At 70.8% G+C, this 23,462-nt stretch carries 24 protein-coding genes; 11 read left to right on the top strand and 13 right to left on the bottom strand.

Going from position 1 to position 23,462, the window contains the following annotated elements:
- Nucleotide 1 precedes the first annotated feature (1 nt).
- Nucleotides 2-898 carry a diguanylate cyclase gene (locus ASF27_RS13130; protein ID WP_056266647.1) on the top strand — a complete coding sequence of 299 codons (897 nt, stop codon included), beginning with the start codon at nt 2-4 and terminating at the stop codon, nt 896-898.
- 213 nt (nt 899-1,111) lie between these two features.
- The gene (locus ASF27_RS13135) at nt 1,112-1,783 is read left to right on the top strand and encodes a response regulator transcription factor (RefSeq protein WP_056172343.1); all 672 of its coding nucleotides are present in this window, start codon (nt 1,112-1,114) and stop codon (nt 1,781-1,783) included.
- Between the two features lie 2 nt (nt 1,784-1,785).
- Here the strand turns inward: ASF27_RS13135 and ASF27_RS13140 are convergent, their stop codons facing one another.
- The 4 genes from ASF27_RS13140 to ASF27_RS13155 form a co-directional block, all read right to left on the bottom strand.
- Nucleotides 1,786-3,192, bottom strand: coding sequence for a cytochrome ubiquinol oxidase subunit I (locus ASF27_RS13140; protein WP_056266649.1), 1,407 nt, complete (start codon nt 3,190-3,192; stop codon nt 1,786-1,788).
- 134 nt (nt 3,193-3,326) lie between these two features.
- A complete protein-coding gene (locus ASF27_RS13145; RefSeq protein ID WP_056360692.1) occupies nt 3,327-4,337 on the bottom strand; it encodes an SDR family oxidoreductase in 1,011 nt (336 codons plus the stop codon).
- A 133-nt stretch (nt 4,338-4,470) separates the two neighbouring features.
- On the bottom strand, nt 4,471-5,739 hold the full coding sequence (locus ASF27_RS13150) for a DNA topoisomerase IB (RefSeq protein WP_056266655.1): 1,269 nt from the start codon (nt 5,737-5,739) through the stop codon (nt 4,471-4,473).
- 77 nt (nt 5,740-5,816) lie between these two features.
- Entirely contained in the window at nt 5,817-6,239 is a 423-nt protein-coding gene (locus ASF27_RS13155) for a GNAT family acetyltransferase (protein WP_056360695.1), read from the bottom strand.
- A 91-nt stretch (nt 6,240-6,330) separates the two neighbouring features.
- On the opposite strand from ASF27_RS13155, the gene ASF27_RS13160 reads away from it, so the two are divergent.
- Together ASF27_RS13160 and ASF27_RS13165 are read left to right on the top strand one after the other, a co-directional pair.
- Nucleotides 6,331-7,482: a glycosyltransferase gene (locus ASF27_RS13160; RefSeq protein ID WP_056360699.1), complete on the top strand. Its 1,152-nt coding sequence runs from the start codon at nt 6,331-6,333 to the stop codon at nt 7,480-7,482.
- Nucleotides 7,479-8,138 (top strand): methyltransferase, encoded by a 660-nt coding sequence (locus ASF27_RS13165; protein WP_056360703.1) that lies wholly within the window; start codon nt 7,479-7,481, stop codon nt 8,136-8,138. The genes ASF27_RS13160 and ASF27_RS13165 overlap by 4 nt, the downstream gene beginning before the upstream one ends.
- Here ASF27_RS13165 and ASF27_RS13170 read toward each other — a convergent pair.
- The 3 genes from ASF27_RS13170 to ASF27_RS22750 form a co-directional block, all read right to left on the bottom strand.
- Nucleotides 8,128-8,739, bottom strand: coding sequence for a hypothetical protein (locus ASF27_RS13170; RefSeq protein WP_156467527.1), 612 nt, complete (start codon nt 8,737-8,739; stop codon nt 8,128-8,130). The two genes, ASF27_RS13165 and ASF27_RS13170, sit on opposite strands and share 11 nt — an antisense overlap.
- 225 nt (nt 8,740-8,964) lie before the next feature.
- A complete protein-coding gene (locus ASF27_RS13175; RefSeq protein ID WP_056172979.1) occupies nt 8,965-9,372 on the bottom strand; it encodes a DoxX family protein in 408 nt (135 codons plus the stop codon).
- A 413-nt stretch (nt 9,373-9,785) separates the two neighbouring features.
- A complete protein-coding gene (locus ASF27_RS22750) occupies nt 9,786-9,992 on the bottom strand; it encodes a hypothetical protein (protein WP_056266670.1) in 207 nt (68 codons plus the stop codon).
- Nucleotides 9,993-10,342: 350 nt separating this feature from the next.
- Here ASF27_RS22750 and ASF27_RS13185 point away from each other — a divergent pair, with 350 nt between their 5' ends.
- On the top strand, nt 10,343-10,564 hold the full coding sequence (locus ASF27_RS13185; RefSeq protein ID WP_056172371.1) for a hypothetical protein: 222 nt from the start codon (nt 10,343-10,345) through the stop codon (nt 10,562-10,564).
- Nucleotides 10,565-10,651: 87 nt separating this feature from the next.
- Here the strand turns inward: ASF27_RS13185 and ASF27_RS13190 are convergent, their stop codons facing one another.
- From ASF27_RS13190 to zapE, 4 genes are all read right to left on the bottom strand, one after another.
- The gene (locus ASF27_RS13190) at nt 10,652-11,053 is read right to left on the bottom strand and encodes a hypothetical protein (RefSeq protein WP_056172374.1); all 402 of its coding nucleotides are present in this window, start codon (nt 11,051-11,053) and stop codon (nt 10,652-10,654) included.
- A gap of 248 nt (nt 11,054-11,301) precedes the next feature.
- Entirely contained in the window at nt 11,302-13,641 is a 2,340-nt protein-coding gene (locus ASF27_RS13195; protein WP_056172378.1) for a xanthine dehydrogenase family protein molybdopterin-binding subunit, read from the bottom strand.
- Nucleotides 13,638-14,117, bottom strand: coding sequence for a (2Fe-2S)-binding protein (locus ASF27_RS13200; RefSeq protein ID WP_056089887.1), 480 nt, complete (start codon nt 14,115-14,117; stop codon nt 13,638-13,640). The genes ASF27_RS13195 and ASF27_RS13200 overlap by 4 nt, the downstream gene beginning before the upstream one ends.
- 390 nt (nt 14,118-14,507) lie before the next feature.
- Nucleotides 14,508-15,737, bottom strand: a complete 1,230-nt coding sequence (zapE, locus tag ASF27_RS13205; RefSeq protein WP_244473805.1) for a cell division protein ZapE — start codon at nt 15,735-15,737, stop codon at nt 14,508-14,510.
- Nucleotides 15,738-15,974: 237 nt separating this feature from the next.
- Between zapE and ASF27_RS13210 the strand changes: the two genes are divergently transcribed.
- From ASF27_RS13210 to ASF27_RS13220, 3 genes are all read left to right on the top strand, one after another.
- Nucleotides 15,975-16,583 carry a GNAT family N-acetyltransferase gene (locus ASF27_RS13210; protein WP_244473086.1) on the top strand — a complete coding sequence of 203 codons (609 nt, stop codon included), beginning with the start codon at nt 15,975-15,977 and terminating at the stop codon, nt 16,581-16,583.
- A 40-nt stretch (nt 16,584-16,623) separates the two neighbouring features.
- Nucleotides 16,624-16,923, top strand: a complete 300-nt coding sequence (locus ASF27_RS13215) for a hypothetical protein (protein ID WP_056172389.1) — start codon at nt 16,624-16,626, stop codon at nt 16,921-16,923.
- A 115-nt stretch (nt 16,924-17,038) separates the two neighbouring features.
- Nucleotides 17,039-17,239, top strand: a complete 201-nt coding sequence (locus ASF27_RS13220) for a hypothetical protein (protein ID WP_056266684.1) — start codon at nt 17,039-17,041, stop codon at nt 17,237-17,239.
- 1 nt (nt 17,240) lies between these two features.
- Here ASF27_RS13220 and ASF27_RS13225 read toward each other — a convergent pair whose 3' ends face one another.
- On the bottom strand, nt 17,241-17,924 hold the full coding sequence (locus ASF27_RS13225) for a spermidine synthase (RefSeq protein ID WP_056172394.1): 684 nt from the start codon (nt 17,922-17,924) through the stop codon (nt 17,241-17,243).
- Nucleotides 17,925-18,081: 157 nt separating this feature from the next.
- On the opposite strand from ASF27_RS13225, the gene rlmN reads away from it, so the two are divergent.
- The 3 genes from rlmN (at nt 18,082) to ggt (ending at nt 21,673) form a co-directional block, all read left to right on the top strand.
- Entirely contained in the window at nt 18,082-19,383 is a 1,302-nt protein-coding gene (gene rlmN, locus ASF27_RS13230) for a 23S rRNA (adenine(2503)-C(2))-methyltransferase RlmN (protein ID WP_056172397.1), read from the top strand.
- 70 nt (nt 19,384-19,453) lie between these two features.
- Complete coding sequence (locus ASF27_RS13235; protein WP_056360706.1) at nt 19,454-19,942, top strand: hypothetical protein; 489 nt, start codon at nt 19,454-19,456, stop codon at nt 19,940-19,942.
- A complete protein-coding gene (gene ggt, locus ASF27_RS13240; protein ID WP_056266687.1) occupies nt 19,943-21,673 on the top strand; it encodes a gamma-glutamyltransferase in 1,731 nt (576 codons plus the stop codon).
- 12 nt (nt 21,674-21,685) lie between these two features.
- Here ggt and rpoN read toward each other — a convergent pair whose 3' ends face one another.
- Nucleotides 21,686-23,257, bottom strand: a complete 1,572-nt coding sequence (gene rpoN / locus ASF27_RS13245) for an RNA polymerase factor sigma-54 (RefSeq protein ID WP_082479077.1) — start codon at nt 23,255-23,257, stop codon at nt 21,686-21,688.
- Nucleotides 23,258-23,462: the final 205 nt, after the last annotated feature.

Here is a 23,462-nt window from a genome sequence, read left to right on the forward strand (position 1 = left end):
CATGCATATTGTTCTCGTCGACACCAGCCGCGTCGTTCTCAAGATGATCGCCGCCCTGCTCGAGCCCAACGGGCATACGGTCACGGCCTTCACGAACTCCAGCGAGGCCCTGGATTTCGTCGAGACCACACAATCCGTACGCGTCCTGATCACCAGCCTCGAAGTCAGGCCCCTCAGCGGCCTCGAACTGTGTTGGTCCGCCCGTCTGCTGGCGGAGGCCAATCGGCCTCTGTACGTGATCACCATGTCCTCGGCGCGCAACGCCCGAAACCTTGCCGAAGCCCTCGACAGCGGCGCCGACGACTTCATCGAGAAGCCGCCCGGCCCCGAGGAGCTCCACGCCCGGCTCCGCGCCGCCGACCGGCTCACCACCATGCAGAGCGAGCTGATCCGCCTGGCCCAGACGGATTCGCTCACCGGCCTGCTCAACCGCCGCGCCTTCTACCAGCGCGCCCGCGAGGCGGCCGACCGGGCCGGCAACCACGGCAAGATGTCGGCGATCCTCCTCGACATCGATCACTTCAAGCGCATCAACGACGAGTACGGCCACGATGTCGGCGATGCGGCGATCCAGGCCGTCGCCCGCGAGATCGGCACCGAGGGCATCGTCGGGCGCCTCGGCGGGGAGGAGTTCGGCATCGTCCTGCCGCATCGTCCGGCGGCGGAGGCGGAGACCCTCGCCGGGCGCCTGCGCCGGGGAATCGAGGCCCTGCGCATCCGCGGGGCGCGCGCACCGATCCGGCTCACCTGCAGCTTCGGCGTCAGCGACTGGATCGAGGCCGACACGGTGGAGGGCCTGGTCAAGCGCGCCGACATCGCGCTCTACGAAGCCAAGTCCACGGGCCGCAACCGCGTGGTCACCGCGACCTCCGACCTGATCCTCGCCCGCGCCGGCTGATCCCCCTCTCCCATCGGGACTCCGGCCTGTACCGCCGCGAGACAGCGGCGTACGGCATCCTGCGGAGTCATCGTCACTGGCATCGCCCGGCCCCTCCGCGCTGATCTTGAAATCACACAAGACATGGTAAACAGAAGCCTGGAACAGATCTTGAAGTGAACCTTCGCAGTACTGCCGCGGTGTCTCGTGGTGGCACATGAGGGGGATTGCGGCATGCATCAGGCCGTTGGAGTATTGATCGTCGATGAGCCGCACGGGCTGCAGCCGAGCTTTCGGGCGGCCCTCGAGCACGAACCGACCCTGCACACGGTGAGCGAAGCGGACCTGTCCCGCGGCGGATCGGACGTGCCCGGGGCCAATGTCGCCCTCGTGGTCGTCGGCGACGGGGATCCCGAAGGCGGGGTGGCGCGGATCGGCGGTCTGCGGGCCCGGTGTCCCGGCCTCAAGATCGTCGCCGCCTTCGAGACCCTGGACGCCGCCGCGATGGCGCGGCTGGTCGCGGCCGGCACCGACATGTTCGTCGCCCGCACCGCCTCCGCCCGGGTCGTCTGCGCCGCCATCCTGGCCCTGGCCGGCCTGGACGCGCCGGCGCAGGGTATGGCCCCCACCGACGGCCTGACCCCGCGCGAGGCGGAGATCCTGCGGTTCCTCAGTGCCGGGTTCAGCAACAAGGAAGTAGCCCGCCGCCTCGGCCTCAGCGTCCGCACCGTGGAGACCCACCGGCTCAACCTGCGCCGCAAGACCCAGACCGGTCGCCTCAAGGACCTCGTCGCCCTGGCCCGCCAGCTCGGTCTCGCTCCCGTGACGGACACCGAGGGATCCACCCCCGTGCGCCGCACGGCCGGCCCGTCCACGGGCCAGTTCGCCCTCCCGGCCGGCTTCTGACGCTACGCCCGAACCGTTTCGTCGAGCGCCGAGAGGGGCCGCTTGGGTTTCCGCGCGACATCCTCGCCGCGGACCGCCTCCTCCAGGGGCTCCGGGCCTTTGCGCAGGAGCTTGGCGAGGTAGTACGAGCCGAACCCGAAGATGATCGCGTAGGCGACGAGGAATGCGACGAGGGAGGTGGTGACCGCGTTGACCGTGAGCGGCGAGTGCGCGTCCGCCGTGCGCATCTGCCCGTAGACGATGTAGGGCTGGCGCCCGATCTCGGCGGTGAACCAGCCGAACAGCACGGCGCCGAAGCCGGACGGCGTCATCAGCATCGCGGCGTTCAGGAACCAGCGGTTGGTGTAGAGGGTGCCGCGCCAGCGAAGGTACAAGCTCCAGAGGCTCAGGCCGAGCATCGCCAGCCCGATGGCGACCATGATGCGGAACGAGTAGAACACCGGCCAGACCGGCGGCCGCTGATCGGGCGGCACGTCCTTCAGGCCCGGCACCACGCCGGAGAAGTCGTGGGTGAGGATGAAGGAGCCGAGCTTCGGGATACCGATCTCGAAATCGTTGCGCTCCTCCTTCATGTTCGGGATCGCGAACAACAGCAGCGGCATGTTGGCCTGCCGGTCCCAGTTCGCCTCGATGGCCGCGAGCTTCGTCGGCTGATGCTTGAGCACGGCGAGCCCGTGTGAGTCACCGATCATGATCTGCAGCGGCGTGCAGATCACCGCGAACCACAGGGCCATGGACAGGGAGACACGCGCCCCGGCTACCTTGGCCGGCGGCTCCTTCCGCCCGCGAAGAATCATCCAGGCCGACATGCCCGCCACCGCGAAGGCCGTGGTGAGGAAGCAACCCATCACCATGTGGGCGTAGCGGATCGGGAAGGACGGGTTGAAGATCACCTGCCACCAGTCGGTGGCCACCGCCCGGCCGTTCTCGACGACGAAGCCGGCGGGCGTCTGCATCCAGGAATTGGCCGACAGGATCCAGAAGGCCGAGATCAGGGTGCCGATGGCGACCATGCAGGTGGAGACGAAGTGCAGGCGGTCCCCCACCCGCTCCCAGCCGAACAGCATGATTCCGAGGAAGCCCGCCTCGAGGAAGAACGCGGTGATCACCTCGTACTGGATCAGCGGCCCGAGCACGTTGCCGGTGAAGTCGGCGTAGCGCGACCAGTTGGTGCCGAGCTGGTAGCTCATGACGATGCCGGACACGACGCCGAGGCCGAACGACACCGCGAAGACCTTCACCCAGAAGCGGTAGAGGTTCCGGTACAGGGGGTTGCCGGTCCACAACCACTGGCCTTCGAGGCGGGCGAGGAAACTCGCCAGCCCGATGGTGAAGGCCGGAAAGATGATGTGGAAGGCCATGGTGAAGCCGAACTGAATCCGCGAAAGCAGAAGCGCATCGACATCCATGGATCATCCTCCCGTCCGGCCCGCGTCCCCCGGCGGGACTTGTCCGGAAGGACAGGCCCGGGAGAACTTGCTCGAATCGGTCTACTCTACTGTAAATTCGCGCGCGCGGCGCGGCTTGGTCGCAGCCCTCGGCTTCAGGCGCGCGGGAGCCGACGGCGCGGACCGCGCGCCAGGGCGAGCGCACCGACGAGACCCACGGCGGCGAGACCGCCGAGGCCGGCCAGCATCCAGTCGCGCTCGCGGCTGGTCCAATACTCGCTGCGCGTGGTTTCCGTACGGTCGCCGAAGCGCCCGTCGATGCGGGCCGGTCCCGGAACGGGCTCGAACAGATTGCCGGGTTTGTCCGCAGCCGGTGCGTCCGTGAGTTGGGCGTCCCACATGCTGGCGGCCTTGGAATCGGCGAAGCCGGGCGCGATCACCTGTGCCGCATGCATCATCAGCACGCTGCGACCGACCCAGACGTCCCGTTGCGGCTTTGCCGCCGTGGATACGATGGCCTCGGCGCACAGGCGCGGGTCGTAGACCGGGTCGGGGGCGTATTGGCCGTGGCCCGTGCGGTTGCGGGCCCAGTTGAATTGCGGCGTGTTGACCGCCGGCAGGTAGACGATGCTCAGGGAGACCGCGACCCGGTCGTGGATGAGCTCGCACCGCAGGGCATCCGTGAAGCCGGTGACGGCGAACTTCGCGGCGCAGTACGGAGCCTGGAGCGGTGCGGCCCGGATGGCGAGGCCCGAGGACACCTGAAGGATGGCGCCGCGGTTGCGCGGCTTCATGAACCGCAGGGCCGCGAGCGTCCCGTAGACCTGGCTGAGATAGGTGGTCTCGGTGACGCGCCGGTACTCCGCGGGGGTGATCCGGTCGGCCGGATTCACGATGGTCGCCATGGCGTTGTTGACCCAGGCGTCGATGGAGCCGAGTTCGCGCTCCACCCGCTCGGCCGCCCCCGCGACGGCCTCGGCATCCGCGACATCGGCCGCGATGGCGAGGACCGGCCGGCCGTAGGCCTTGAGAAGGGCCTCCGTTTCCGACAGGCGATCCGGATCGCGGGCGATGACGGCCACCGCCCAGCCGCGCTTGGCGAACAGCTCCGCCGTCGCCAGCCCGATGCCGGCGGTCCCGCCCGTGACGACCGCGATGCGTGCCATGCTATCCAAAAATCCAGATCCGTCCGGCGAGCCTGCCGGGACGCGTCCTCGGCAACGGACGTGTTCGAATCCGGTTGCGGAGGGAGGTCCGTGCCCAAACGACACGTCTTCGCGGCAGCGGTCGGGATGGGTCTCAGGCGGTGGGCCGGTCGGCCGTCCCGGCATCGGGGGCCTTCGACCGGGATTTCGTGCGCCTTTCGGAGCCGGACGCCGTGTCCCGTCCGTTCGATCCCGCCCTGCCGACGGACTTGGTCGCGGCCTTAGATTTGGCCTGGGAGCTGGCCTTGGTCTTACGCGTGGCCGTCCTGACCGGCGTTGCCTTGCTCACCCTGGCGAGCCGGGCCTGGAGCAGCCCCAGCACGGCCGCCTCCTCGGGCTTCAGGCGCGTGAGGTCGTCGCGCAGCTCGTCCGCGACGGCGTGCTTCACCTGCAGCAGCAGGTCGCCCTCGAGGTAGCCGTCGAGCACCTGGGGGTGGATGTAGCACTTGCGGCAGATGGTCGGCGTGTTGCCGAGCCGGCTCGCCACGCTCTCGATGGCCGTCCGAAGGTTCTTCTTGGCGGCGGCCTGGCTGTCGAACGCCTCGAATTCCTGCAGCGCCAGGGCGGCCAGCACCGTGCCGGCCCAGGTGCGGAAATCCTTGGCGGTGACCGGCTGGCCGGTGATCTCGCGCAGGTACGCGTTCACGTCGGCCGAGGTCACGTCGCGGATGGCGCCGTCCGCGTCGCGGTACTGGAACAGCTCCTGGCCGGGCAGATCCTGGCAGGCCTTGACGATCCGGGCCACGCGCCGGTCCTTCACGCCGAGGTCCCAGGTCTTGCCGCTCTTGCCCTTGAACCGGAAGGTGAGCTTGGCGCCGGCGATCGTGGCGTGCCGGTCGCGCAGGGTGGTGAGACCGAAGCTCTTGTTGGTGCGGGCGTAATCGTCGTTGCCCACCCGAATGAGCGTGGTCTCCAGAAGATGCACCACCGTCGCCAGCACCTTTTCGCGGGGCAGGCCGGCCTTGCCCATGTCGGCGTCGACGCGGGCGCGCAGGCCCGGCAGCACGTCGGCGAAGGTCATGATGTGCTCGAACTTGGTCTGGTCCCGGGCGGCGCGGAAGTCGGCGTGGTAGCGGTACTGCTTGCGCCCCTTGGCGTCGCGCCCCGTCGCCTGGATGTGGCCGTTGGCGCGCGCGCAGATCCACACGTCGGTGTAGGCGGGCGGGATGGCGAGCGCCCGGATGCGGGCCAGGGTCTTCGCGTCGCGCACCGGGGCGCCCTTGGGGTCGCGGTAGGCGAAGCCCGTGCCGCTCCGGCGGCGGGTCAGCCCCGGCGTGGACTCGTCGACATAGGCGAGGCCCGCCTCCTCGGCCGCGTCGCGCGGATCGGCGACGGTGCCGTCCTCGTCCCGATCCGACGCCATGCGCAACGCTCCCCCCGGATGATTTCGTCAGGCGACAACCGGTGGCCGGGCCGCCCCGTTCCGGGCGCGACATCGCGCTACAGCCAGCGCTCCATGACGATGCGCGGGACCGCGTTCCAGCCGAGGCCGGCGTAGAAGTCGCGCACGCCCACGTTGCTCTCGCGGATCATGAGCTGCGCCTTGGGAATTTTCCGCACCCGCAGCCACTCTTCCCCGGCCGCCACCATGGCCCGGCCGTGGCCCCGGCCCCGCGCCTCGGCCGCGACGTAGTAGAGCCAGCCGCGATGGCCGTCGTAGCCGACCATCACGCTCGCGGCGACGCGCCCGCCCGGCGTGACGCCGACGAGGACGTCGGAGTTCGGACGCCCGGCGGCGCGGTCGAGATCCGCGTCCGGATCGTTGTGGGGCACCACGAGGCCGCAGGCGCGCCACAGGGCGATCACCGCCGTGCGGTCGTCGGCTTCGAACGGCCGGATCGTCAGGCTTTCGGTCGTGTCCATGGACTTGTCCTCGTGCGGTCTTGTCCTCGTGCGGTCTTGTCCTCGTGCGGTCTTGCCTTTCTGCGCGGCGAGGCATGCTACAGGCTGAGGGATGGATACGCCGCCCCACCCGCCCCACCCGCGAAAAACCCTGGTCTTCGTGGTCACCGAGGACTGGTTCTTCGCCTCGCACTTCCTGCCCCTGGCGCGGGCGGCCGTCGCCATGGGTCTCACCGTGGCGGTGGTGACGCGGGTGCGCGATCACCGCGCGCCCATCGAGGCCACGGGTGCGCGGGTGGTCCACCTGGAGGCGGAGCGCTCGAGCCTCAACCCCATGACGGCGGGGTACGCGGCGGGCCAGCTCGCCGGTATCCTCAAGGCGCTGAAGGCCGACATCGTCCACTGCATCGCGCTCCGCGCCATCCTGGTCGGCGGCACCGCGGCCGCCATGGCGGGCATCCCCGCCCGGGTCTACGCGGTGACCGGCCTCGGGCTCCTCGGCGCCCGCGCCGACGCCACCGGCCGGCTGTCGCGCCTGGCGCTGCGCGGCCTCATCCGGGGACCGCTCGCCTCGAAGCGAACCCGGTTCCTGTTCGAGAATCCCGACGACGCCTGGGCGCTCGACCTCGACCCGGCCGACACCGCCGTCACCCTCGTCGGCGGGGCCGGCGTCGATCCCGAGGCCTTCACGCCCCGACCCCTGCCGCCGACCCCGCCCCTGCGGGTCGCCTTGGTGGCCCGGATGCTGTGGTCGAAGGGCGTCGATACGGCCGTGGAGGCCGTGCGCCGCGCCCGCGCCGACGGGGTGGCGGTGGAGCTCTCCCTCTACGGCGCACCCGACCCCTCGAACCGCCGGGCGATTCCCGAAACCACGCTCCGGGACTGGTCGCGCGACGGGATCGCGTGGCACGGGCCCACCGCCGACGTCGCCGGGGCCTACGCCGCCCACCACGCCGCCTGCCTGCCGTCGCGGGGCGGCGAGGGCCTGCCCCGCACCCTGCTGGAGGCGGCCGCCTGCGGGCGCGCGCTCCTCACCACCGACGTGCCGGGCTGCCGCTCCCTGGTGCGCGACGGATTCGAAGGTTTCGTCGTGCCCCCCGACGATTCCGCGGCGCTGGCCGCCGCCCTCGCGCGCCTCGCCGCCGATCCGGGACTCGTGGTGCGGATGGGCGAAGCGGCACGCGACCGCATCCGGGCGGGGGACTTCACGGAAGCGGCCGTGGCCGGCGCCGTCTGTGCGATCTACGCGGAGCTCGCCGCATGATCGCCTCGCCCGATCCCCTCGCCTTCATCCGTGAAAACACCCGGCTGCTGCCGGTGCCCCACGCGCCCGAGATCGTGCTGCATGTCGCCGACGAGGCCACCGCCCTGTGGCAGAAGACCGAGGACGAGCTCGAGGCCATCGGCCTGCCGCCGCCGTTCTGGGCCTTCGCCTGGGCGGGCGGCCAGGCGCTCGCCCGCTACATCCTCGACAACCCCGAGCTCGTCTCCGGGCGCCGCGTCCTCGATTTCGCCTCGGGCTCCGGACTCGTCGCCATCGCGGCGGCGAAAGCCGGGGCGATTCACGTGACGGCGAGCGACCTCGACGGGTTCGCGATCCCCGCCATCGGCCTCAACGCGGCGGTCAACGGCGTCGCCGACCGCATCGAGGCGGTGCGGGACGACCTCATCGGCTCCGATCCCGGCAGCGCCGTCGTGCTCGCCGCCGACATCTTCTACGAATGCGACCTCGCCGAGCGCGTCACCGCGTGGCTGGCCGGGCTGCATGCGCGCGGCGCCACGGTGCTGGTGGGCGATCCCGGCCGGTCCTACCTGCCGCGCGACCGGCTCGAACGGCTCGCCACCTACGCGGTGCCGGTAAGCCGGTCCCTGGAGGATGCCGAGATCAAGCAGAGCAGCGTCTGGCGCTTCACCGCCTGACGGCCTTCGGCATCACGGCGCGCAGGGCGAGGTGCGTCGGCCCGCACAGGGCGAGCGGAATGCCGACGACGAGGAGGCCGAACCAGGCGTAAGGCGACATCCAGGTCTGGGCGGCGGTGTCGCTCATGCCCCAGACGTAGTTGATGTTGACAGGGGTGAGGCCGGGATCGGGGCGCGGCGCCGGCATGGCGAAGAAGCAGACCGCCAGCACCACCACGGCGAGGCCCGACCACGCCGTCCAGGCGCGGCGGTCGTAGCCGAGGCGCCAGACGAGATAGATCAGCAGGAACGGCAGCCAGCCGTGGAACAGCGACAGGCCGCGCAGGAAGAGCGAATTCTCGGACTTGAACATGTAGTCGGTCATGCCGGTGATCGGCAGGCCGAACAGGCCGGCGGTGAAATCCGCCACCCAGATCACCTGCGGCGCCAGGATGCCGACGGCGCCCATGGAGATGGGCAGCGCGCGCTCGGTCCAGATCCCCCAGAGGGTCAGGATCAGGGCGATGTCGCAGAAGTAGAGGAAGTTCGTCGGCCCGTAATACCACCCGTAGGTCGGCACCAGCACGGCCATGAAAGCCGTGTAGGCGAGCTTGAGGGCCATCGGCAGGCGCTGGCGTGCCCCTTCGGAGGACGCCAGCGTGCTGTCCCAGGGGGCCGGCGAGAGGGAAGCGCTCATGGTCTGAAGGTCCGTCCGGCCCCGATCGGCCCGGTGTCGGGACGATGCCGTGCCGGCGCCGCCGGGGCGGTGACGAACGGCACAGCTTACGTTGGGAAGGGCGCGATCAGAACCGGCCGCGGCGCTTGTCAGAAGCGGCCGCGGCGCTTGTTAGAACCGGCCGCGGCGCTGGGCGTCGAGGCTCCACGGGCCGGCGCCGGCGGCGGCGAGGTAGAGGAACACGAAGCAGAACAGGATCGCCGCGTCGCCGCCGTTGAGGGCGGGAAACGGGCTCTTCGGCGCATGGGCCATGAAGTAGGCCACCGCCATCTGGCCCGACAGAACGAACGCCACCGGCCGGGTGAACAGGCCGAGCACGATCAGCGCGCCGCCGACGAGTTCGAGCAGGCCCGCCATCCCGATCAGGGAGACCAGTTCCGGCGCGCCGCCGCCACCCATGCGTGCGGGAAAGCCGAGGAGCTTCTGTGTCCCGTGGGCGAGGAACAGCAGCCCCGCCATGATGCGCAGGACGCTGAGCAGGCGCGGGGCCCAGGTGACCGAGAGGGCGTTGGTGTTCATGCGGTGACGTGCTCCGAGGAACGCCCCGGGACCCGAGGCGAGGGAGCCCCGCATCGAGCACGAATCGTACGGTGCGTCGATCCACCCCGGCGGCACCGGCGGGCGTCCGCGAACCGGATCGTGCCGGGCGGCACGGAAGAGGTCGCGCGGGGGCGCCGGTTCAGTCGGCCGCGACGGCGACGAGGGAGAACAGGGCCGCCAACAGGACATTGCCGGCGACGACGAGAGCGAGGACGAGCATGGCGATGGAATCTTAGGCTTCGAGGACCGGGAGGCCAGCCTTACGGCCACGCTTCTGGCCGGTTCATGAACGCCACGGCCCGGCCGACCCGGCAATGCGGAACGGCGTGAATCAATTGCTCCTGTGCCGGCTCCAGCGCCGTGTCCCGGGGACACCGTCGGGGCAAGCGATGCTAACCGATCTTGCCGAGCCGAATCAGCAACGCTTCGATCCGCTCGCCCACGGGTTCGGCCGGATCCGCCGGATAGAAGGCCCGCAGGGTGTGGCCGAGGTGGCGCCGGATGTGCGGCGCCAGGGCCGGCGGACGGCGCACCGAACCCGCCTCCGTCGCAGCCGCGGCATGGGAGCCATGAGATCGTTCGCCGTGCGTCTCGGGCATTCGAAAAGCCCCCTCTCGCCGCGTCGTCACGACGGCACCGGATCGGCGTGGTCGGACCCGGCGACGATCGCACGGCAGGGTTAAGGATGCGTTTCCGGCGATCGGCCACCGGTCCGCCGCGACTCGGGCGACGGGCGCGAAATAAAAGCGTGACCGTTGGATCGAAGAGAAATGGCGCGGTGCCAGAGACTTGCGTCCGCCCCCCCATTCCGACGCGGCCCGCCGCCCGTTTTCGCGCCGCTGTCAAGTGGTAGACGTCGGCATCGCGGCTGGTTTACATCTTTTACTCAGGCATGAGCACTCCCTACGCTCAGCCACCTCGCAGTCTGGATGAGGTCAAATTGAGTGGCATGCAAAGTATTGCAATGACCGAACGCGAGCGGGATACAGTGATCGCTGCGCTGCGGTATTATCAATTCTATCGTTTGCAGGGAAATCCATTTAATCCGCAGCAGGATCATTTGATCGACGCCATCGCCGGGCATTCCGGCGAGGCCCTGGACTTGGCCGCCATCGACGACCTCTGTGCCGGCCTCAACGGCAACAAGCACGCCCTCAGCGCAGCCGCCTGAGGGGTGCCGCCCGGCCCGGCGTCTCGTCGGACGAGACGCCGGGCCTCGCGTGCGGAGCCCGCCCGTCCGGGCCGCTCCGCCGCCCGCTCAAGGGGCCGCGTCGAGCTGCTGCCTGGCGCGCCCGAGGGCCTCCCTGCAACCCTTGGCGTCGCCCTTGCCATCGGCGGTGCGGGCCTCGTCGAGGGCGACCTTGGCCTGCATCGCCTTGTCGCCGCCCTTGCCGGCCTCGGCCGACTTCTCCGGCGGCGTCGTGGGGTGCGTGCTCGGATTGCCGCCGGACGCCCCACCCTCGCCGCCGCGCGCGCCGGCATCAGCCTGGCCGCTCGTGGAGGCCGAGATCGACTCCTTGGCCTGATTCTTCACCTTGCCCTCGAGGGCCGCGATTTCGTCCGCGCAGGGCGAGGCGTGGGCTTGGCTCACCGCACCCGCGAGGGTCGCGGCGAGGAGGCCGGCGGCGAGCCAGGCGGGTCGTGTCGTGTTCGATGGCATCGTCGAATCGAATCCCGATACAGCAGGGAGGCGCCGAAGCGGCGGCCTCTTCCCCGGGTCAACCCGCCGGGAGGCGGGACGGCTCCGGCCCGGATGGCGGAACCACCGTTTTTCGTCGCGCCCGACCATGAAAAAGGGGTGCCGCGCGATGCGACACCCCCGTTTCTCGTGCTGTCCATCGTCGTGAAGCCCCCGGAGAGGCACCGGCCCAGGGCCGGGTTCGTCGCGGCGCCCCGAGGGGCGTCCGCTCAGGCGCTGAGCTGGTCGCGGATCGGCAGTTGTCGGATGCGACGGCCCGTGGCCGCGAAGATCGCGTTGGCGATGGCGGGGGCGACCGGCGGCACGCCCGGCTCGCCGACGCCGCCCAGCGGCCCCGAGAAGTTCGGGTTCGGCAGCAGGTGGACGTGGATCTCCTTCGGGGCGGCGTCGATGCGGGTGATCTCGTAGCCGTCGAAGTTGTTCTGCTGGGCGCGGCCGTCCTTGAACGTGATCTCGGCCGAGAGCGCGAGGCCCATCCCCATGACCACGGCGCCTTCCATCTGCGACCGGATGCGCTCCGGGTTCACCTGCGGTCCGCAATCGACGGCGATGTCGACGCGCTTGACCACGACCTCGCCCTTGGCCCCGACCTCCACCTCGGCGGCGACCGCCGTGTGGGTGACGAAGCTGTAGTGACCGGCGATGCCGAGCCCGGTGTTCTTCGCCATCTTGCGGCCCCAGCCGATGCCCTTGGCCGCCGCCTCGATGACCCCGCGCAGGCGTGCCGTGTCGATGGGGTAGCGGGCCGGGTCCTCGCCGTAGTTCCAGACATCGCCGAGCGTCGTCGGATCGATCTTGCGATCGGGGCCGATGAGGGCGAGCAGGTACTCCTTCGGGTCACGCCCCGCCGCATGCGCCAACTCGTTCACGAACGACTGGATCGCGAAGGCGTGCGGGATGTTCGAGACCGAGCGGAACCAGCCGATGCGCACGTGCGCGTCGGCCGCCGGGTTCTCGAGACGGATGTTGGGTACGGCGAACGGCGTGTTGGTGAGGCCCATGCCGAGCTCGAACGGGAGTTCGTTCTTGGCGCCCGCCGCGAAGATCGACCCGATGGTGGGGGCCGCCGAACGGTGGAGCCAAGCCACCGGCATGCCCTTGTCGTCGAGGCCGGCTTCCAGGCGCTCCACCGAGATGGTGTGGTAGTAGCCGTGGTGCAGGTCGTCCTCACGGGTCCAGGTCAGCTTCACCGGGGCGCCGTCCACGGCCTGGGAGCACAGGGCCGCTTCGAGCACGTAATCCGGCTTCGACTTGCGGCCGAAACCGCCGCCGAGCAGGGTCTGGTTGACCCGCACCTTGTCGGCCGCGAGATTCAACTTCTTCGCCAGCCGGTCGTGGGTCGCCTGCGGCGCCTGGGTGCAGGCCCAGGCCTCGCAGAAACCGTCCTTGATCCGCACCACGGCGGCCGGCGGCTCCATCGGGGCCTGGACGAGGTGGGGCACGAAGTATTCGGCCTCGACCCGCTTCTTGGCCTTCGCCATCGCGCCGTCGACGTCGCCCTGGTTGCGCACGACCTTGCCGGGGGCACGCACCGCCTTCTCCAGCTCGCCCCGGAAGGCGACGGAGTCGTAGGAGGCATTGGGGCCGTCGTCCCAGGTCACTTTGAGGGCCTCGCGGGCCTTCATGGCCGCCCAGGTGTTTTTCGCGATGACCGCGACGCCGCCCAGCGGCTGGAACTCGACCGGTGCCTCCGGGGCGTCGATCTTGAAGATCTTGACGACGCCCGGGACTTTCTTGGCCTCGGTGTCGTCGTAGCTCACCACCTTGCCGCCGAAGACCGGCGGGCGGGCGACGAGGGCGTAGAGCATCCCGTCGATCTTGGTGTCGAGGCCGTAGACGGCCTTGCCCGTGGTGATGTCGCGGTTGTCGACGAGGCCGATCTTGCCCTTGCCGATGTACTTGAAGTCCTTCGAATCCTTGAGCGTCACGGATTCGCGGGCCGGCACCGGCAGTTCGGCCGCTGCCGCCGCGATCTCGCCGTAGCCGAGGCTGCGCTTGGATTTGGCGTGGGTGACGACGTGGTTCTCGGCCTTCACTTCCGAGACCGGCACGTTCCATTGCTTGGCGGCGGCCTGGACCAGCATCAGGCGGGCGGCGGCCCCGGCGTGGCGCAGGTGCTGGAAGAAGTGGCGGAGCGAGCGCGACCCGTCCGTGTCCTGGTTGCCGAAGCGGGTCTCGTCGCCCCAGGCCTGGGCGACCTTCACCTTGTCCCAGGTGGCTTCGAGTTCGTCGGCGACCACGAAGGCGATGGAGGTGCGAACCCCCTGGCCCATCTCGGCGCGGTGGCAGGTCACCGTCACGGTGCCGTCGGGGGCGATGGCGACGAACACCTTGGGGTCGTCCTGCCAGCCGTGCGGCATGGCATCGGCGCCGAATTTTTTCGGCTCGTTCGCCTTGTCCTCGGCTTTCGCCGAATCACGCCACGACAGGGCGAGCACCAGGGCACCCATGCCGCCCAGCATGGCGCGGCGGCTGACATTGGCGAGGGCCGTCGGGGCGGTGTCTTGGGTCGCGGTGGCTTCGGCCATCATCTTCGAATCGTGGATCACAGGCGCTCTCCCTTGGCGGCGGGGGCAGCCTGGCCGGCGGCCTGATGGATGGCGGCGCGGATGCGCGGGTAGGTGCCGCAGCGGCACAGGTTGCCGCTCATGGCCTCGTCGATCTGTGCGTCCGTGGGCTTCGGGGTATCGGTGAGGAGCGAGGCGGCCTGCATCATCTGCCCGCACTGGCAATAGCCGCACTGGGCGACGTTGAGGTCGCGCCAGGCAGCCTGGACCGGGTGGTTGCCGTCGGGGGACAGGCCCTCGATGGTGACGACGGCCTGTCCCTCGGCGGCCGAGACCGGCGTGACGCAGCCGCGCACGGCGGTGCCGCCGACATGGATGGTACAGGCGCCGCACAGCGCCTGGCCGCAGCCGAACTTGGTGCCGGTGAGACCGACCTCGTCGCGCAGGTACCACAGCAGCGGCATGTCGGGATCGCCGTCGAAGCTGCGTTCAGCCCCGTTCACGGTGAGTTTGATCATTGGTCTGTCCTATCCTGAATCGGGCGATTCCGGCGGTCGTGGACCGTCGGGCCGCCCGTCTGGGTCGCGTGGTCGGCGTCCGGGCACGCGATCCGTGTCGCGGTCCCGCATCGATCGCTCGCGCGGAGAGCCCCGGCTTCCTGCAGGAACGGCAACCGCCACCGGACGGCAGCGGCATGGGCGGCGCGGCGGGCGCGACGTCGTTCTTCGGAATGAGACCAATTAAATGCAGCGCGTGCTGCAGTGCAACGCCGGAGGTCCGATCCGGCTCCCTGACCGGGACGATCCGGCACTATGGATGTGCGTTGGCGCACAAACTGCACCCGCGCCGCTGCGACCGCGGGCCGCGATCGCATGTGAGGGGCGGTGCGTGGGGCGGCGATCGCGGTCTCAGGTCTCGACCAGACCCGCGCTCGATCCCGACGCCTCCGAATCCCCGGCCCCGTGCGGCAGGGCGAGATACTCCGAAGAACGCATCTCGATGAGGCGCGACACCGTGCGGTCGAACTCGAAGGCCTCGCGGCCGTCGGTGGCCGTGTAGAGTCCCGGCGGCTCGGCCGCCGCCGAGGCGACGAGCTTCACGTGGGCATCGTAGAGGGTGTCGACCAGGGTGATGAAGCGCTTGGCCTCGTTGCGGGTCTCCGCGCTCATCACCGGGATGTCGGCGAGGATCACCGTGTGGAAGGCCCGTGCCACGGCCATGTAGTCGGAGGCCCCGAGCGGCTGCGCGCAGAGATCCGCGAAGGTGAAGCGCGCCACGCCCGCCGCCTCTTCCGGCACCGGCACGTCCCGCCCCTTCACCCGCACGGTGGCGGGCCTGCCCCGGGCCTTGCCCGTGAGACCCTTGAAGGCGCGGGCGAGGGCCGCCTCGGCCTCCGCGTCCGCGGGCACGTGATAGACCGAGGCGCCCCCGAGCTTCTCCAGCCGGAAATCCGTGCGCGAATCGAGGCGCAGGACGTCGACGCGGTTCTTCAGCTCGGCGACGAAGGGCAGGAACAGGGCCCGGTTGAGGCCGCCCTCGTAGAGCCGGTCGGGCTCGACGTTGGAGGTCGCCACCACGGTGACACCCCGCTTGAACAGGGCGTCGAACAGGCGCCCCAGGATCATCGCGTCGGCGATGTCGGTGACGGTGAACTCGTCGAAGCACAGCAGGGTCGCCTCGTCGGCCAGCGCGTCGGCCACCACGGGGATCGGATCGTCGCCCTTCGCCGTGCCGGCCTTGAGGGCCTGGCGGTGGGCGTGGATGCGCTCGTGCGCGTCGGCGAGGAAGCCGTGGAAGTGAACCCGGCGCTTCGGGCCGGGTGCCGCCTCGTGGAACAGGTCCATCAGCATGGTCTTGCCCCGGCCGACGGAGCCCCAGATGTAGAGGCCCTTCGGCACGGCGGCCGGATCCGCCTTGCGCCCGAACAGCCAGCCCAGCGCGCTGCCCTTGCGGGCGCGCCGGCGCCGTCCGAGTTCCTGCGCCAGACCGTCCAGCGCCCGCACGAGGTGGACCTGCGCCGGGTCGCGCTCGATGGCGCCCGACGCCACCAGGGCCTCGTAGCGCTCGAAGACCGGACCGGGGGAGACCGCGCCCGAACGGGCGTGATCGGACGGCGCCACGGGGGCTGATGAACTCACGACGGTAAGCCTCGACGCAGGGGCCGGTACCGGGACGGGCGGCCCGCACGATCCGGGTCTGCCGCGCGTTCGGGGCCGGATCAAGCAGGGTGATTGGTATGCCAGCGACAGGGCCGGCATGACGTTTTGCTGCATTGCACAAATCGGGTGGCGATGCCACATCTGCCCGGTCTTGAGGGAGGCAACGCCCGGATTCCGGCGCGCCGCGGCGCGCCCTCACGCCGGAGAGGCATCACCATGCCCGAGCCCCGAATGCCCGAATCCCGAACGCGCGAACCCCGATCGGAACCGCGCGCCCTGCACCCCGTCATCCGCCGCCTGTGGCCGAGCGATGCCGCGGCGGTGGAGGCCTACTTCCTGCGCCTCGATCCGGAGACCCGCGCCAACCGCTTCATGGGCACCTTGAGCGACGCGGCCGCCCTGGCCTATGCGCGCCGGGCCCTGAGGATCGACGGCGTGGTGTTCGGCGGGTTCGTCGACGGCACCCTGCGGGCCCTCGGTGAGCTGCGACCGACCCGGGCGCCGCCGTCGCGCTACCGGCTCGGCGCCGAGGCGGAGGCCGCCTTCGCGGTGGAGCGCGGCTACCGGCGCAACGGCCTCGGCCACGCCCTGTTTCGCCGGATCGCCGGGGCGGCGCGCAATCGCGGCGTACGCGACCTGCGGGTGCGCTGCCTCAGCCGGAACCGGCCGATGCAGAACCTCGCCCTCCGGGTCGGCGCCGACCTGCGGATGGCGGACGGGGAGGCCGAGGGGGCGCTTCACCTCGCCCGGCCGACGCCCGTTTCCCTGTGGCAGGAGAGCGTCACCGAGGCGTTCGACTTCACCCTGGCGCTCGCCGCCGCGTGAGGCCACACTGGGGATCACGCTTTCGAGAGTGGCTCCCGCCATGCGCCCCACGCTGTTCGCCACCGCCGTCCTGCTCGTCTCCTCCGGCCAAGGGTTCGGCCAGCCGCGGCCGGCCATGCCGGAGATGATCTGTGCCGAGGCGGCCGGCCTCGTCGCCCGCACGGGCGCCATCGTGCTCACGACGGGGCCGTTCACCTACGCCCGGTTCGTGCGCGACGGCGGCTTCTGCCCCCTGCCGGAAACGACGCGGCCGGCCTTCGAGCTGACGCGCGACACGCCGCGCTGCTTCGTCGGCTACACCTGCCACGACCGCTTCACCGAGGGCGGCGGCCGCGAATAGGCATCGCAGTCCCGACAGGACGCGTCACGGCCAAGCTGCCATGTTGCGGCCAAGCCCCGTGCCGATGCTGGCGGCGACGCCCCGCGGGGGGGGCCGGCACCGAGGGGCCACACGCATGAGCACCAGCGATCACGTCGCGCGCCAGCCCGGCGACCTGCGCCTGCAGCGCTCCGTCGCCGACACCCTGCGGACCATCGCGGCGGCCTGCGCCGAGCGCGACGCCCCTCCGGTCAAGGCGGCCCGGCGCCAGCTCGCCGCCATCTACGGCGCCACGCGCCTGAGCCGCCGCCGCGACGGCCTGCGCGCCACGGGCTGATCTATTTCGCCCGCTCCGGCCGCACGGCGAGCCAGATCGTGTGGCGGGCGCCCCGCCCCCGCCCAGCCCGCACGGACACCGCTTCCACGGTGAACCCGGCGCGGACGAGGCGCTGGGTGAAGGCCGGATCGGGATGGGCCGACCACACGGCGAGCACGCCGCCGGGGCGCAGGGCGTTGCGCGCCGCAGCCAACCCGCCCACGTCGTAGAGCCGGTCGTTCTCCGCCCGGGTCAGCCCCTCGGGGCCGTTGTCGACATCGAGAAGGATCGCGTCGAAGGCCAGCGCAGAGGACCGGATCAGGGCGGCGACATCGGCCTCCCGCGCCTCGACCCGGGGATCGGACAGGGCATCGGCGGAGATGTGGGCCAGGGGGCCGCGCCCCCAGGCGAGCACCGCCGGCACCAGTTCGGCCACCACCAGCCGCGCATCCGGCCCCAGGGCGTCCAGGGCCGCCCGCAGGGTGAAGCCCATGCCGAAGCCGCCGATGAGGACCTTCGCCCCGGCCCGTCCGCCGATCCGCGCCGCCGTCAAGGTCGCCAGCGCCTCCTCCGAGCCGCTGAGGCGGCTGTTCATCAGGTCGTTGCGGCCGATCCGGATGAGGAATTCATGGCCGCGCTGGAGCAGACGCAGCTCGTCGGTGGTGCCCGGGATCGGGGCGGTGTCGAGGGCGACCCAGGGAATCACGGCGAACCTCGCGGGCGTCAGAACAGGCGTGGCGCCCGGTACCACACCCGGCGCACCGCGCCCAACCCGGTGCACGCCGGCCATGCCGCACCCGTATTCGCCTTCGCCGCGCCGATCGCCTATATCGGACCGATTCCAGATCGAAGGTTCCAAGACCATGGCGACGGCGTCGTTCGACACCGCCCGGGGCGACGCGAGCGCCGCCCCCGCAATCGAGAAGCTGCCCGAGTTCGCGCCGGAGACGACGCCCCTCGGCGGCCCCCTCGGGCGGTCCTCCCTCGTCGGCCTGACCCGGGACGACCTCAAGGCGCGGCTTGGCGCCATCGGCGTGTCCGAGCGCGAGCAGCGCATGCGGTCGGGCCAGATCTGGCACTGGGTCAACGTGCGCGGCGCCAAGCACTTCGACGACATGACCAATGTCGGCAAGGGCCTGAAGGCGGATCTGGCGCGCGCCTACACCCTCGACCGGCCGGAGGTGATCACCGAGCAGGTCTCGCGGGACGGCACCCGCAAGTGGCTCATGCGCATGGCGCCGACGGGCAAGCACGACCACAATCGCGGCGCCGAGATCGAGTGCGTCTACATTCCCGGCCGGGGCCGGGGCACCCTCTGTGTCTCGAGCCAGGTCGGCTGCACCCTCACCTGCTCGTTCTGCCACACGGGCACCCAGCGCCTCGTGCGCAACCTGACGGCGGCCGAGATCGTCGCGCAGGTGGTGGTGGCGCGCGACCACCTCAACGACTGGGCCGGGCAGAATCCGACGCCGGCCGGGGCCGACGAGGTTCGCCGCGCGGTGACCAACATCGTGTTCATGGGCATGGGCGAGCCCCTCTACAACATCGACAACGTCATCGATTCCGTCGGCGTCATGGCCGACCAGGAGGGCCTGGGCCTGTCGCGCCGGCGCATCACCGTCTCGACCTCCGGCGTGGTGCCGCAGATGCAGCGCCTCGGCACCGACGCCCACGCCATGCTGGCGATCTCGCTGCACGCCGTGCGCGACGATCTTCGCGATACCCTGGTGCCGCTCAACCGCAAGTATCCGCTGGCCGAACTCATCGCCGCCTGCCGCAACTATCCGGGCCTCAACAACGCCCGGCGCATCACCTTCGAGTACGTGATGCTGAAGGGCATCAACGACACCGACGCCGATGCCCGCGAGCTGGTGCGGCTGCTCCAGGGCATTCCGGCCAAGATCAACCTCATCCCGTTCAACCCCTGGCCCGGCAGCGTCTACGAATGCTCCGACTGGGAGCGCATCGAGCGCTTCTCCGAGATCGTCTACGACGCCGGCTACGCGTCCCCCGTGCGCACCCCGCGCGGCCGCGACATCCTCGCCGCCTGCGGTCAGCTCAAGAGCGAGACCGAGAAGCTGCGCGCCCGCGCCCGGATGATGCTGGAGGACGGGATCGGCGCCGAGGGCGTCTACGCGGGCGCCGACGACGGCGACGACGATTGATGGCCTGACACCCCCCTCCCCCTTGTGGGGAGGAGGGCCGCGTTTCCAACACATCCAAGAGGGCGTCACCATGCGGTTCCTCGGCCGCGTCTTCGTCGGATGCCTCGCCCTGCTCCTGGCGATCCCGTGCGGCGCGTTCGTCCTTGGGCTGGGAGCCATGCTCGATCCGGTCTCACGCGACGTGCTCGGGAGCCTCGGGCTCGCCGGTCTGTTCGAGGGGCTGAACGACCTCGCCTCCGGAATCGGCCCCGAGACGATTCTGTTCGCCCTCGCCGCCTTCGCCCGCGCCCTGTTCCTCCTCCTCGTGCTGCCGCCCGTCGCCCTGGCGGTGATCGGCGAGACCCTGAACTTGCGGTCCGCCGCCTGGTACGGCGCCGGCACGGGCCTCCTCACGGCGCTCGTGCCGTGGCTCGCCCGGTCCGCGGCCCGCGCCGGCGACACGCAGACCTTCGCCCAGGAGGGTCGCATCACCGCCATCCTGTTTCTCACGGGCGCGGCCTCGGGCCTCGTCTATTGGCTGGTGGCGGGCCGCTTCGGCCCGCGCGACGGAGCCGTGTGAATGCGCCGCCAGACCCCAGTCCTCGCCCTCTGCCTCCTGCTCGGCCTCCCCCACGCGGCGTGGGCGCAGGCGGATTCCTCGCCGATCCAGTCGGACACCGCCCGGATGCTGCCGGTACTGGCCGCGCACGGCATGGTCTCCTCGCAGGAGGCGCGGGCGACGCGGGTCGGCGTCGCGATCCTCAAGGCCGGTGGCAACGCCGTCGATGCCGCCGTGGCCGTGGGCTTCGCGCTGGCCGTCACCCTGCCGCGCGCGGGCAACCTCGGCGGCGGCGGCTTCATGATGGTGCATCGGGCGAGCCCCGCCGAGACCGTGGCCATCGACTACCGCGAGACCGCCCCGGCGGCGGCCCGCGCCGACATGTTCCTCGACGCGCGGGGCGAGCCCGACCACGCCGCCTCCACCCGCACGGGCAAGGCGGTCGGCGTGCCCGGCACCGTGCGGGGCTTGGCCGAGGCGCACCGGCTCTACGGGTCGGGCCGCTTCACCCTCGCCGACCTCGTCGCCCCGGCCGAGCGGCTGGCCCGCGAGGGCATCGACGTCGAGGCCGGCCTCGCCGATTCCCTGCCCCGCGCCGTCGACCTGCTCGGGCGCTGGCCGTCGAGCCGAGCGATCTTCTTTGCCGGCGACAGACCACTTCGTCGCGGCGAGCGGCTGGTGCAGACCGACCTCGCCGCTACGCTGCGGGCCATCGCCAAGGACGGCCCCGACGCGTTCCACACCGGCCCCATCGCGGTGGCTATCGCGCGGGCCGTTCAGGAGGCCGGCGGCGTCGTGACGGCGGAGGACTTAGCCGCCTACCGACCGGTGATCCGCCAACCCGTGCGCGGTACCTATCGGGGCCTGTCCATCGCATCGATGCCGCCCCCGAGTTCGGGGGGGATCCACCTCATCGAGATCCTCAACATGCTGGAGGGCTTCGATCTCGCCCGGATGGGAGCGGGCAGCGCCGACGCGATCCACACCCTCGCCGAGTCGATGAAGCCGGCCTATGCCGATCGGGCCACCTGGCTCGGCGACCCGGCGCGGTCGCAGATCCCCGTCGAGGGGCTGACGGCCAAATCCTACGCCGAGGGGTTGCGCGCGGCCATCGACCCGGCCCGCGCCCGTCCGGCGGCGGAGGTAAAGGCCGGCGATCCCCTCCCCCACGAGTCCGACCAGACCACGCATTTCTCGGTGATGGATGCCGAGGGCAACGCGGTCTCGAACACCACCACCCTGAACTTTTCCTACGGGATGGGCCTCGTCGCCCCCGGCACCGGGGTGCTGCTCAACAACGAGATGGACGACTTTTCCGCCAAGACCGGGGCGCTCAACGCCTATGGCCTCGTCGGCGGCAAGGCCAACGCCGTGGCGCCGGGCGCCCGGCCCCTGTCGTCCATGACGCCGGCCTTCGTGTTCCGGGACGGCAAGCTGCTCCTCGTGACGGGGAGTCCGGGCGGCAGCCGCATCATCTCGACGGTGCTGCAGACCATCGTCAACGTCGTCGATTTCCGCATGAACCTGCTGCAGGCGGTGGCGGCTCCGCGCATCCACCACCAGTGGCGCCCGGACGTGCTCACGGTGGAGGAAGGCGTCTCGCCCGACACCCTCGCGATCCTGCGGGCGCGCGGCCACCGGGTGGTGGTGGCGCCGGCCTCGGGCTCGGCCAATTCGGTGATGACCGCGGACGGGCTCGTGGCCGGAGCGGCCGACCCCCGCCAGCGCGGCACCCTGGCGGAGGGGTACTGAGGGGGGGCTCCCCTACCGCGCGTAGGCGAAGTGCTCGCGCCTGCGCTCGATGGAGGAGGGAATCCGTAGGGATTCCCGGTACTTCGCCACCGTGCGGCGGGCGATGTCGATGCCCTCGTCGCGCAGTTTCTGCACCAGGGCGTCGTCGGAGAGCACGTCGCTGCGGGCCTCGCCGTCGACGAGCTGCTTGATCCGGTGGCGCACGGCCTCCGAGGAATGCGCGGCGGTGCCGGCGGCGCCCGGAATGGCGGCCGTGAAGAAGTACTTCATCTCCAGGGTGCCCCGGCTCGTGCCGATGGACTTGTTCGAGGTCACCCGCGAGACGGTGGATTCGTGCATGCCGATGGCCTCGGCCACGGTCTTGAGGTTGAGGGGGCGCAGGTGCGCGACCCCGTGCAGGAAGAACGCGTCCTGCTGGCGCACGATCTCGGAGGCGACCTTGAGGATGGTGCGGGCGCGCTGCTCCAGGCTGCGGGTGAGCCAGTTCGCCGTCTGCAGGCATTCGGACAGGAACGCCTTGTCGCCCTCGGCCTGCGCCCCGCGCGAGACGCGGGCGTAGTAGCTCTGGTTCACCAGAACGCGCGGCAGGGCCTCGGCGTTCAATTCCACCAGCCACGACCCGTCGGGGGCGGCGCGCACGAACACGTCGGGGATCAGCACCTCGACGGCCCGGGCCCCGAAGGCGCGGCCGGGCTTCGGGTCGAGGCGGCGCAGCTCGGCCAGCATGTCGACGAGGTCCTCGTCGTCGACGCCGCAGAGGCGCCGGAGCGAGGCGAAATCGCGCTTGGCCACGAGGTCGAGGCGCGAGACCAGGGCCTGCATCGCCGGATCGAACCGGTCGCGGTCGCGCAGCTGCAGGGCGAGGCATTCGGCGAGGTCGCGGGCGGCGATGCCGGCCGGCTCGAAGCTCTGCACCAGTTTCAGCACGCGCGCGACGGTGTCGAGGGACGTGCCGAGCCGCTCGGCGAGGTCGTCGATGGATTCGCGGCAGTAGCCGGCGTCGTCCACGGCATCGATGAGGAAGCCGGCGATGAGACGGTCGGCCGGATCGCGGGTGGCGAGGTCGAGCTGGGCGACCAGATGCTCGCGCAGGGACATCTCGGAGGTGAGGGTCGCTTCGAAATCCGGGGCCTCGCCGTCGAAGGAGCCTCCGGTGTTGCCGTAGGGTGCCGGTGTCAGGGACAGCATGTCGCCCGACGCCGCCTCGCGGGCATGGGTGGGGTTCTCGTCCGCGAACACGTTGTCGAGGCGGGTGTCGAGGGCGCCCTCCATGTCGGCGCCGCTCGCCGTCAGGGTGGTGGCGATCCAGGGCTCTTCGCCACCCTCGAAATCGCCGCCGTCGAAATCGCCCCCCTCCTCGCCCTGGCGGTCGACGGAGGATTCGGACGGGGTCTCGCCGGGGGTACGCTCGTCCCCGGTCTCGCCCTCGGCGCGTTCGAGGAGCGGATTGCGCTCGAGTTCCGCGTCCACATAGGCGGTGAGGTCGAGATGGGAGAGTTGAAGGAGCTTGATCGCCTGCAGGAGCTGAGGCGTCATCACCAGGGCTTGGCCCTGGCGCATTTCCAGCCGTTGCACCAGACTCATGGTAAGGTCCCGATCCCCGAGTCGCACCTCCGCTCGGCGGCGCGCGGCAGCGCGGGCCGAACTTCGGCATCAATCTTGCTTCTTTTTACCGTTTCGAGGTTTAGCCCCAACCTGCGCCCACGTCAAAGTGTGTTGGGTGCTCGGTGCCTAAAAATTGCCCAGCCGCCTGCACGCGCCGCCGCGGCGTGGTGTCAGCATCACATCG

Source organism: Methylobacterium sp. Leaf102 (genome assembly GCF_001422425.1).
Lineage (GTDB): Bacteria > Pseudomonadota > Alphaproteobacteria > Rhizobiales > Beijerinckiaceae > Methylobacterium.

Bases quoted from the DNA above. Each gene is read 5' to 3' on its own strand.
- ASF27_RS13130 (WP_056266647.1), top strand. From the start codon at position 2: ATGCATATTGTTCTCGTCGACACCAGCCGCGTCGTTCTCAAGATGATC.
- ASF27_RS13135 (WP_056172343.1), top strand. From the start codon at position 1,112: ATGCATCAGGCCGTTGGAGTATTGATCGTCGATGAGCCGCACGGGCTG.
- ASF27_RS13140 (WP_056266649.1), bottom strand. From the start codon at position 3,192: ATGGATGTCGATGCGCTTCTGCTTTCGCGGATTCAGTTCGGCTTCACC.
- ASF27_RS13145 (WP_056360692.1), bottom strand. From the start codon at position 4,337: ATGGCACGCATCGCGGTCGTCACGGGCGGGACCGCCGGCATCGGGCTG.
- ASF27_RS13150 (WP_056266655.1), bottom strand. From the start codon at position 5,739: ATGGCGTCGGATCGGGACGAGGACGGCACCGTCGCCGATCCGCGCGAC.
- ASF27_RS13155 (WP_056360695.1), bottom strand. From the start codon at position 6,239: ATGGACACGACCGAAAGCCTGACGATCCGGCCGTTCGAAGCCGACGAC.
- ASF27_RS13160 (WP_056360699.1), top strand. From the start codon at position 6,331: ATGGATACGCCGCCCCACCCGCCCCACCCGCGAAAAACCCTGGTCTTC.
- ASF27_RS13165 (WP_056360703.1), top strand. From the start codon at position 7,479: ATGATCGCCTCGCCCGATCCCCTCGCCTTCATCCGTGAAAACACCCGG.
- ASF27_RS13170 (WP_156467527.1), bottom strand. From the start codon at position 8,739: ATGGCCCTCAAGCTCGCCTACACGGCTTTCATGGCCGTGCTGGTGCCG.
- ASF27_RS13175 (WP_056172979.1), bottom strand. From the start codon at position 9,372: ATGAACACCAACGCCCTCTCGGTCACCTGGGCCCCGCGCCTGCTCAGC.
- ASF27_RS22750 (WP_056266670.1), bottom strand. From the start codon at position 9,992: ATGCCCGAGACGCACGGCGAACGATCTCATGGCTCCCATGCCGCGGCT.
- ASF27_RS13185 (WP_056172371.1), top strand. From the start codon at position 10,343: ATGCAAAGTATTGCAATGACCGAACGCGAGCGGGATACAGTGATCGCT.
- ASF27_RS13190 (WP_056172374.1), bottom strand. From the start codon at position 11,053: ATGCCATCGAACACGACACGACCCGCCTGGCTCGCCGCCGGCCTCCTC.
- ASF27_RS13200 (WP_056089887.1), bottom strand. From the start codon at position 14,117: ATGATCAAACTCACCGTGAACGGGGCTGAACGCAGCTTCGACGGCGAT.
- ASF27_RS13210 (WP_244473086.1), top strand. From the start codon at position 15,975: ATGCCCGAGCCCCGAATGCCCGAATCCCGAACGCGCGAACCCCGATCG.
- ASF27_RS13215 (WP_056172389.1), top strand. From the start codon at position 16,624: ATGCGCCCCACGCTGTTCGCCACCGCCGTCCTGCTCGTCTCCTCCGGC.
- ASF27_RS13220 (WP_056266684.1), top strand. From the start codon at position 17,039: ATGAGCACCAGCGATCACGTCGCGCGCCAGCCCGGCGACCTGCGCCTG.
- rlmN (WP_056172397.1), top strand. From the start codon at position 18,082: ATGGCGACGGCGTCGTTCGACACCGCCCGGGGCGACGCGAGCGCCGCC.
- ASF27_RS13235 (WP_056360706.1), top strand. From the start codon at position 19,454: ATGCGGTTCCTCGGCCGCGTCTTCGTCGGATGCCTCGCCCTGCTCCTG.
- ggt (WP_056266687.1), top strand. From the start codon at position 19,943: ATGCGCCGCCAGACCCCAGTCCTCGCCCTCTGCCTCCTGCTCGGCCTC.
- rpoN (WP_082479077.1), bottom strand. From the start codon at position 23,257: ATGAGTCTGGTGCAACGGCTGGAAATGCGCCAGGGCCAAGCCCTGGTG.